Raw genomic sequence first — 7215 nt, 5'->3', positions numbered from 1 at the left:
CCACATTGTTCTTCATGGTCTGGCGGTCCATCGACTGCACACCGAAGGCCATCTGCGGCTGGTGGTCGATGATGATCAGCTGGCTGTTGCGCGGGGTCAGGACTTGCAGCTTGGCGTTGGTGGCGTTCGACATGGTGGTTTCTCCGGTAAAAAATATTCAATAAATTTGCGGTGCTCTCTGGCAGCACGCTGTTCGCTTCATGGCGTTTGCTGCGCTGTCCATGGGCTGAACTATAGCGATCAAGCCGCCGCATAAAACAGGCTATCGCTGTCATAGTTATTCAAATTTATTGAATATCTGACACCGGCGCGTAACGGCGCCTTCCTGGATACAAGCGCCTAGCATTAGGGAAGTCAGGAGTGCGGGGTGAATGTGGGGCGCCACGTTTCGGCATCCTGACGATCAGGAGAGACTCCATGACTCGTACTGAGTCCTACGGTGGCGACCTACGCCAACCTGGCGCGGCCCTTCGCGGGCTGCAGCCTCTCGTCTTGGTCATCGCGGCCCTGCTCATGCAGCTCCTCACCGGCTGCGGCGAGCTGTCGACGCCTCAGATCCCATTCGTTCGACCCGTTGGGCTCAGCTACGCAGACAGCGCCATGGTGTATGTCACGGGCCAGCCCATCATCCCAAACACGCCCCGTGTTCACGGCGGGGAGGTGGAGTCCTTCTCGATAGCGCCCTCGCTCCCGCTTGGCCTCACCATCGACCCCAAGTCGGGTGTCATTAGCGGGACGCCAGCCTCAGCTTCCCCTGCCACGATCTATACGGTGAAGGCCACGAACGTCAGGGGGTCGGCAATCGGTCGTATTCAGATCGAGGTGACCGACCATGTCATCGCCCCGGATAGCCTGAGGTATCCCCTCCAGTCGGCCATCTACATGACAGGCCAGGCCATTCCCCCCAATGTGCCCATTGCCACGGGTGGGGAAATCACGCAGTTCACCATCGCCCCGGGTCTTCCTCCGGGTCTGTCGATCGACGCGCAGACCGGCGCCATTGCCGGGACGCCGTCGACACCCCAGCCGGCCACGACGTACACCGTTACAGGTGCGAATGCCGCCGGCAGTGTGCAAACGACCATTTCGATTGCCGTGCAGCCGCCGCCCTTGCTGGCCCCCGCGACGGTATCTTATGACGATGCGGTGTACGTGGTGGGGCAGCCCATCGTGCCGAATGTGCCAACGCTCACGGGCGGCGCACCCACGCAGTTCTCGGTCAATCCCCCGCTGCCTGACGGCCTCGACCTGGATAGCGTGACGGGGGTCATCAGTGGCGCGCCGAGTACCGTGCAAGCCGCGACCCCGTTCACGGTGACGGCGTCCAACGCGGCGGGCCAGGCCCAGACCACCCTGACCCTGACGGTGACGACAGTGGGCGTCTGGACCCCGTCCGGTAGCCTGAACGAACCACGCGCAGTGCATACCGCCTCGCTGCGCCCGGACGGCACGGTCCTGGTGGCGGCCGGCTTCAGTTCGTCCAGTGCCCTCAGTTCCACAGAAGTCCGCACCCAGGCAGGCATCTGGATGAGGGCCCAGCCAATGGCCACGCGGCGCTTCCTGCACACATCGACGACGCTTCAGGATGGTCGCGTCCTTGTCGTGGCCGGTGTGGGCACCAGCGGCAACGGGCTAGCCTCAGCGGAGATTTTTGACACGCAGTGGACCGCGACGCCCCCCATGACGACTTCCCACTTCCATCACACCGCTACTCTGCTCAACGATGGTCGGGTCCTGGTGGCGGGAGGCGGTGATCCAAGCGGCTATACGGCCGTCGCCGAAGTCTACGACCCCGGCACAGGCAACTGGACACCCGTTGCGTCCCTGAACACGGCGCGGGCCAGCCACACGGCCACACGGCTGGCGGACGGCCGGGTGCTGATCGCAGGGGGCGACCATGACTCTGGGGATACCTTGGCCGCCGCGGAAATCTACGATCCGATCGCCAACACCTGGACGACGCTCCCCGCCATGAGCCAACCTCGCACCAACCATACGGCGTCATTGCTCGCCGATGGTTCCGTCCTGGTGGCCGGCGGCAACAACAATTCCGGCACCCCACTCGATCAGGCCGAGTTGTTCAATCCGCAGACCGTGAGCTGGCAACCCCTGCCGCCGATGAAGAACCGTCGCGACTCACATACCGCGACCGTCATGCCAAACGGTCAGGTGGTGGTAGCCGGGGGATCGGGCGTTGCCAACGTGCAGTTGTCGTCCGTGGAAATCTTCGACCCCGCCAGTCGCCAATGGCTGCCGGCGGCCTCTTTGGCAAGCGGCCGGACCGCGTACGCGGCGACACTGCTGCCTGACGGCCGCCTGCTCGTCGTAGGGGGCAAGGGCGCCAACTACCTGGCCAGCTCGGAGGTGTTCGACATTTCCCAGAGTGGCTCGCCATGAGGGCCCGCCAGCGCGGGCCCGTGCATCCCTAGGCCGCCGCCGTCATCTTGAAGATGCCCTGCGCGTTCCCGGCGTCAAACCCGAGGTCCACCTTGCGGCGGGCCTCGGCTTCGTCCTCGAAGCTGTCCCGCGTGATGAACTCATAGAACGAGCCCGGCACCTGGCGCGTCACCGTCTCGCCGTCAGCGCCCACGAACTCGCGCGTCACCGGGTCGGCGCGGAAGGCGGTTTGCTTGACGCGGCCGCTGCCGGAGACCTCGACCTTTTCCTTCATCGGACGGCCCAGGGCCTTCTGGGCGTCGGCCAGGGCGAAGACGTCGGCCACGCGGTCGGTGGCGTGGTTGAAGGCGTTGCCTTCGGTGGAGATCCACGCCATTTCGGCCGATTCCTGGAGCAGGGTCTCGTAGTCTTCCAGACGCGGCGCCGGGTGCTGGCGGGCGAAGCAGCGGGCTAGCAGGCCGACCAGTTCGGCACCATCCGCCACGGCCAGSAGGCCGTCGCGTTCGAGTTGCCATAGCAGCGTCTGGGCGCGCGGGGTCAGCGGATCGGTGGAGGCTTCGGTCACGCGGGTCACGGCGGCGCGGAAGGCGTCGCTGTAGCGCTCGCGCTCCGGGTGGAACTCGCTCAGGAAGAACTGGGCGATCTGCTCGGGGGCGTCGGCATGGGCGTACGAGCGGCCGGTCATGCCGATGCGGTCGAGCGGATAGGTGCCGTTCAGCACGTAGCCGAGYGGGCGCAGGATGCGCGTGAAGGCRGCCTCGCCCTCGGGCAGCGCGCCGCTCGCCCACTTCACCGTGCGCAGCGCGCCGTGGTCGAAGGTGACCTTGCCGCCGGCCCGGGCCACGTCGTCGGTGTAGGCGCGGCCGGTCGGCACGCGGTCCAGGATATCGCCGAACAGCACGACGTTGAGCGCCTGGGCGATCTCGGCGCGCGTGGCGCGGCCCTCGATATCGGCCGGCAGCCCTTCGGGCATGGTGACCAGGGTCAGCAGGTGGGCGGCGCGGGCCGCGCCCAGGTTGGCATTGAGCAGCTTGGCGATGTTCGAATTCATGGGGACGTGGTCACGGTGGGGTTGCGCCGCAGCATAGCGGCAGCGCCGGGCGGGTCACAAGCGACGAATGCTCACAACGTTGTGCGCCGCGCGCACGATGTCCGCGTCGCTATACTCTCCCCCTGCCGCCCCACCCTGCCCCCGCCCGCCATGAGAAAGGACATCCCCAACCTGAACGCGCTGCTCGCGTTCGAGGCCGCCGCCCGGCTGGGCAGCTTCACCCGTGCCGCCGACGAACTCGCGCTCACCCAGAGCGCCGTCGGCCGGCAGGTGGCGCTGCTCGAGCAGCGGCTCGGCGTGGCGCTGTTCACCCGGGTGCGGCGCCGGCTGGAGTTGACCGAAACCGGGCGAGAGTACGCGGCGCGCGTGCGGCGCCATCTGGACCATATCGAACGGGACACCCAGGAGATCAGCGCCGGCCGCACCCAGGGCTACACGCTGGAGTTGGCCGTGGTGCCGACCTTCGCCACGCAATGGCTGATTCCCCGCCTGCCGGATTTCGCCCGGCTGCACCCCGAGATCACGGTCAACCTGAGCGCCCGCTCCCAGCCCTTCTCGTTCCAGGATTGCGCCTACGACGCGGCGATCTACTTCGGCGACCAGTTCTGGCCGGGCACGCGCGGCGGGGTGATTTTCCGGGAAGGCGGCATGGTGCCGGTGTGCAGCCCCGCCTTTCGGGCGGCCCATGCGCTGGCCGATGCCGAGGGCTTCGCCCACTGCCGCCATCTGCACCTGAGCACGCGCCCGCAGGCGTGGCGCGACTGGTACGCGGTGCAGGGCTGGGACTACAGCGTGGCGGCGGCGCGCGGGCCGCGCTATGAGCTGTTTACGATGATGACGGCCGCCGCGGCGGCCGGGCTGGGCATCGGGCTGGCGCCGCGCCTGCTGATCGAGCGCGAACTGGAGACCGGCCAGCTGGTGATTCCGGTGGAACGGGTGCTCGACGTGAGCCAGGGCTACTACTTCGCCTATCCGGAGGACGGCCCCCACGCGCCCGCGCTGGATGCCTTCCGCGACTGGGTGCTGGGCCTCTCGCCGGACGCGGCGCGCGAGCCCTGAACCGTCCTGACCGCCCGGACCCGGCTGCGGCTAACCCAGCCGGCTGGCCAGCGCTGCCAGTGCGGTGTCGAAGCCGCGCAGCAGGGCCGTGGTCGGCTTGTCGGCAGGCTGGCGCCGGGCAAGGGCCCGGGCCACGCTGGCGGCGATGCCGGCGCGCTGGGCCCCTATATATATTAGGCAGCGCGCCCGGGCATCCGCCCCATTGGCGGCCAGCACGGCCAGTACGGGGGCCAGCGACAGCGTGCGCTGGCCGTCCGGCGGGATCGCGGCGAGGTCGCCGCGCGGACCCAGCAATTCCGGCAGCAACAGGCGAAACACCGCGTCGCCCCAGTCGCGCTTGTCATCGGCCTCGGCGTCGCGGCGGCGGGCCAGCGCGGCGCGATAGCCGGCATCCACCACCTCACGCGCCTGCACCAGCGGGCGGGACGCCCCCACAGTGATGCAATCAGCACCCARATACTGCGCGCCACCGGGCTGCTTGGCGGCCAGTGCCACCTGTTGCAGGCCGTCGGGCACCCAGGCGTCGAGCGGGACCATCGCGCAGGTGGCGGGCCGGTCGGCGTGGATGGCGCAGCGGTTGTCGTCGGCCAGCGCCGGGCAGCGGCCAGCCGAGGGATAGTCGATGGCCTGCGTCATCAGGACCAGATATTCCCCGCCGGGCAGCGCATGGCCCTGCCGGCGGGCGATGGCGTGGAACTGCGCGACGTCTTCCTCCCCCACCTCCACCACCCGTCCCGCCACGGCATGGCGCGTGCCGGCCACCGGCGGGCGGATGCGCCGCAGCGCCAGCGCGCCGATAAAGCGGTCGGCATGGCGGAACAGCTCCGGCAGGCTCATCAGCGGCGGCGAGTTGCAACATTTGCCRCAGGCCGTGCAGTCAAACGACAGCGTGGCGCCCTCTACCATGGCCGGCGCACGGAATCGTTGAATCGGGCCAGGATGAAGGTCTTGACAGCCGGGGCGTGGAGCGCGGCCACYGTGGCCCCGGCCCACCCCGCCCCACAGTCCGCAGCGCGCACGGCCAGCACATTGGCCCAGGGCACGCGGGCGTCTTCCATGCCGATGGCGTCGCGCGCCGGGGCGAGGTTGGCGCTGGCCGCCGTCGCATAGGGCATGGCCACCAGCGCGCTCGTGCGCAGCGCGCCGGGCAGCCGCGCGGCCGGCAGCGTGTGCCAGCGCAGCTTGCGCGGGTTATCGACGATGTCTTTCGGGCGCGGCGTGAGCCCCGCCGCCGAATCGAGCCGCACCAGCCCATAGCGTTGCAGCAGCAGCAAGGCCCGCCCCTGCCCGGCGCGGTCCGCCGGCAGCGCCACCACGCCGCCCACCGGCACCTCGCGCAGCGCAGCGAGTTGCTGCGCGTACAGGCCCATCGGATAAGTCACCGTGTAGCCGGCGGCGCAGACCTGCGGGTTGGCGGCCACCACCTGGGCGTCCTGCGCCACGGAGCCGTCGATCTGGCCGGCGGCCAGCGCGGCGGCGGCCTTGCCGGCATCGGCAAACGCCACGGCTTCCAGCCGCACGCCTTGAGCGAGGCCGGCGGGCGCCGCTGCCTCGATCAGCGCGCGGTCGGTKTCCGTCGCCACGCCAAGGCGSACCACGCGCGGGGCATCGTCCGCCCGGGCGGTGACGGCGATCATCGCCAGCAATATGGAGAGGGCGAATCGCCCCAAGCGGTCAGCCATCGCGCAGCACCGTACGGAACCCGATGTGCGAGGTCGGCAGGTCACGCTCGGCGGGTTCCCGGGCCGAGGCGCGGTAGCGGACGCAGAAATCCGGCGCGCACAGGAAYGAGCCGCCCTTGATCACGGCGGTRCGGGCGTCGCGCCGCTGGCGCGAGGTGGCCGCCGCCACCGCCGCCGTGTCGCCGTTGGCGTGCGACTGGCGCGGGCCGGTGTACGGGTCGGCGGTCCATTCCCAGGCATTGGCGATCATGTCGTGCAGCCCCCACGCGTTGGCCGCGTAGCAGCCGACCGGCGCCAGCCCGTCGAAACCATCCTGCGAGGTGTTGAGCACCGGGAACACGCCTTGCCAGTAGTTGGCGGTGGGCGTGCCGTCCGGGGTCTTCGGCGCGGTTTCCAGGCCGGCGCCGTCCTGCCCGGCCTTGGCGGCGAACTCCCATTCGTCCTCGGTGGGCAGGTCGCGGCCGAGCCATTGCGCGTAGGCGCGCGCATCGGCCTGCGTGACCAGCGTCACCGGCTGGTTGTCCTTGCCGGCGACGTCGGTGGCCGGCCCGCCCGGATGCCGCCAGTCCGCGCCGCGCACCATCGACCACCACGCGTACGGGCGCTGCTGGAGTTCGGCATCGCTCGGCTTGTGGAAGACCACGGCCTCGCCGGCACGCTCGGCGTCCGTGACGTAGCCGGTGGCCTGCACGAAGGCGGCGAACTGGGCGTTGGTGACTTCGGTGCGATCGATCCAGTAGGCGCCCACGCGCGCCGTGCCGGCGGGRCGCTCGTCCGGGTAGCCGAGCGTGGTGCCGGGTACGAAGCTGCCGCCGCGCACGTGGACCATGCCGGCGGTGCGCTCCCGGCGCCAGCCGTCCGGCAGGCCGGCGTAGGTCTGGCASTGGCGCGCGCTGCCGAGCGGCGAGGCGGTAGTCCCGGTGATGGCCGGCACCGCGCGCACGCCGACCGTGACGGCCAGCCCCGCAGCGAAGGCCAAGCCGGCGACCGCCGCCAGCGGCCGGGATGCAATACGCATGGTCGCCG

At 69.7% G+C, this 7215-nt stretch carries 6 protein-coding genes and 1 pseudogene; 2 read left to right on the top strand and 5 right to left on the bottom strand.

Annotated elements, in window-relative coordinates; genetic code table 11:
* Positions 1 to 133 (bottom strand): annotated as a pseudogene (locus AB4Z27_RS17720) (hydrolase); the annotation flags it as partial.
* A gap of 284 nt (positions 134 to 417) precedes the next feature.
* On the opposite strand from AB4Z27_RS17720, the gene AB4Z27_RS17715 reads away from it, so the two are divergent.
* The gene (locus AB4Z27_RS17715; protein ID WP_441644924.1) at positions 418 to 2397 is read left to right on the top strand and encodes a kelch repeat-containing protein; all 1980 of its coding nucleotides are present in this window, start codon (positions 418 to 420) and stop codon (positions 2395 to 2397) included.
* A 28-nt stretch (positions 2398 to 2425) separates the two neighbouring features.
* Here the strand turns inward: AB4Z27_RS17715 and AB4Z27_RS17710 are convergent, their stop codons facing one another.
* Positions 2426 to 3448, bottom strand: coding sequence for a DUF1338 domain-containing protein (locus AB4Z27_RS17710; RefSeq protein WP_441644923.1), 1023 nt, complete (start codon positions 3446 to 3448; stop codon positions 2426 to 2428).
* A 150-nt stretch (positions 3449 to 3598) separates the two neighbouring features.
* Between AB4Z27_RS17710 and AB4Z27_RS17705 the strand changes: the two genes are divergently transcribed.
* Positions 3599 to 4507 (top strand): LysR substrate-binding domain-containing protein, encoded by a 909-nt coding sequence (locus AB4Z27_RS17705; RefSeq protein WP_092293957.1) that lies wholly within the window; start codon positions 3599 to 3601, stop codon positions 4505 to 4507.
* A 30-nt stretch (positions 4508 to 4537) separates the two neighbouring features.
* Here AB4Z27_RS17705 and AB4Z27_RS17700 read toward each other — a convergent pair whose 3' ends face one another.
* From AB4Z27_RS17700 to AB4Z27_RS17690, 3 genes are read right to left on the bottom strand one after another with little or no spacing between them, the layout of a single operon-like run.
* On the bottom strand, positions 4538 to 5413 hold the full coding sequence (locus AB4Z27_RS17700) for a YkgJ family cysteine cluster protein (protein ID WP_441644922.1): 876 nt from the start codon (positions 5411 to 5413) through the stop codon (positions 4538 to 4540).
* The gene (locus AB4Z27_RS17695; protein WP_441644921.1) at positions 5407 to 6189 is read right to left on the bottom strand and encodes a MetQ/NlpA family ABC transporter substrate-binding protein; all 783 of its coding nucleotides are present in this window, start codon (positions 6187 to 6189) and stop codon (positions 5407 to 5409) included. The genes AB4Z27_RS17700 and AB4Z27_RS17695 overlap by 7 nt, the downstream gene beginning before the upstream one ends.
* Positions 6182 to 7207: a formylglycine-generating enzyme family protein gene (locus tag AB4Z27_RS17690; RefSeq protein WP_441644920.1), complete on the bottom strand. Its 1026-nt coding sequence runs from the start codon at positions 7205 to 7207 to the stop codon at positions 6182 to 6184. The genes AB4Z27_RS17695 and AB4Z27_RS17690 overlap by 8 nt, the downstream gene beginning before the upstream one ends.
* Between the last annotated feature and the right edge of the window lie 8 nt (positions 7208 to 7215).

Source organism: Cupriavidus sp. KB_39, from assembly GCF_052114485.1.
Classification (GTDB): domain Bacteria; phylum Pseudomonadota; class Gammaproteobacteria; order Burkholderiales; family Burkholderiaceae; genus Cupriavidus.
This window is presented reverse-complemented; position numbering and strand designations above follow the sequence as displayed.

Bases quoted from the DNA above. Each gene is read 5' to 3' on its own strand.
- AB4Z27_RS17715 (WP_441644924.1), top strand. From the start codon at position 418: ATGACTCGTACTGAGTCCTACGGTGGCGACCTACGCCAACCTGGCGCG.
- AB4Z27_RS17705 (WP_092293957.1), top strand. From the start codon at position 3,599: ATGAGAAAGGACATCCCCAACCTGAACGCGCTGCTCGCGTTCGAGGCC.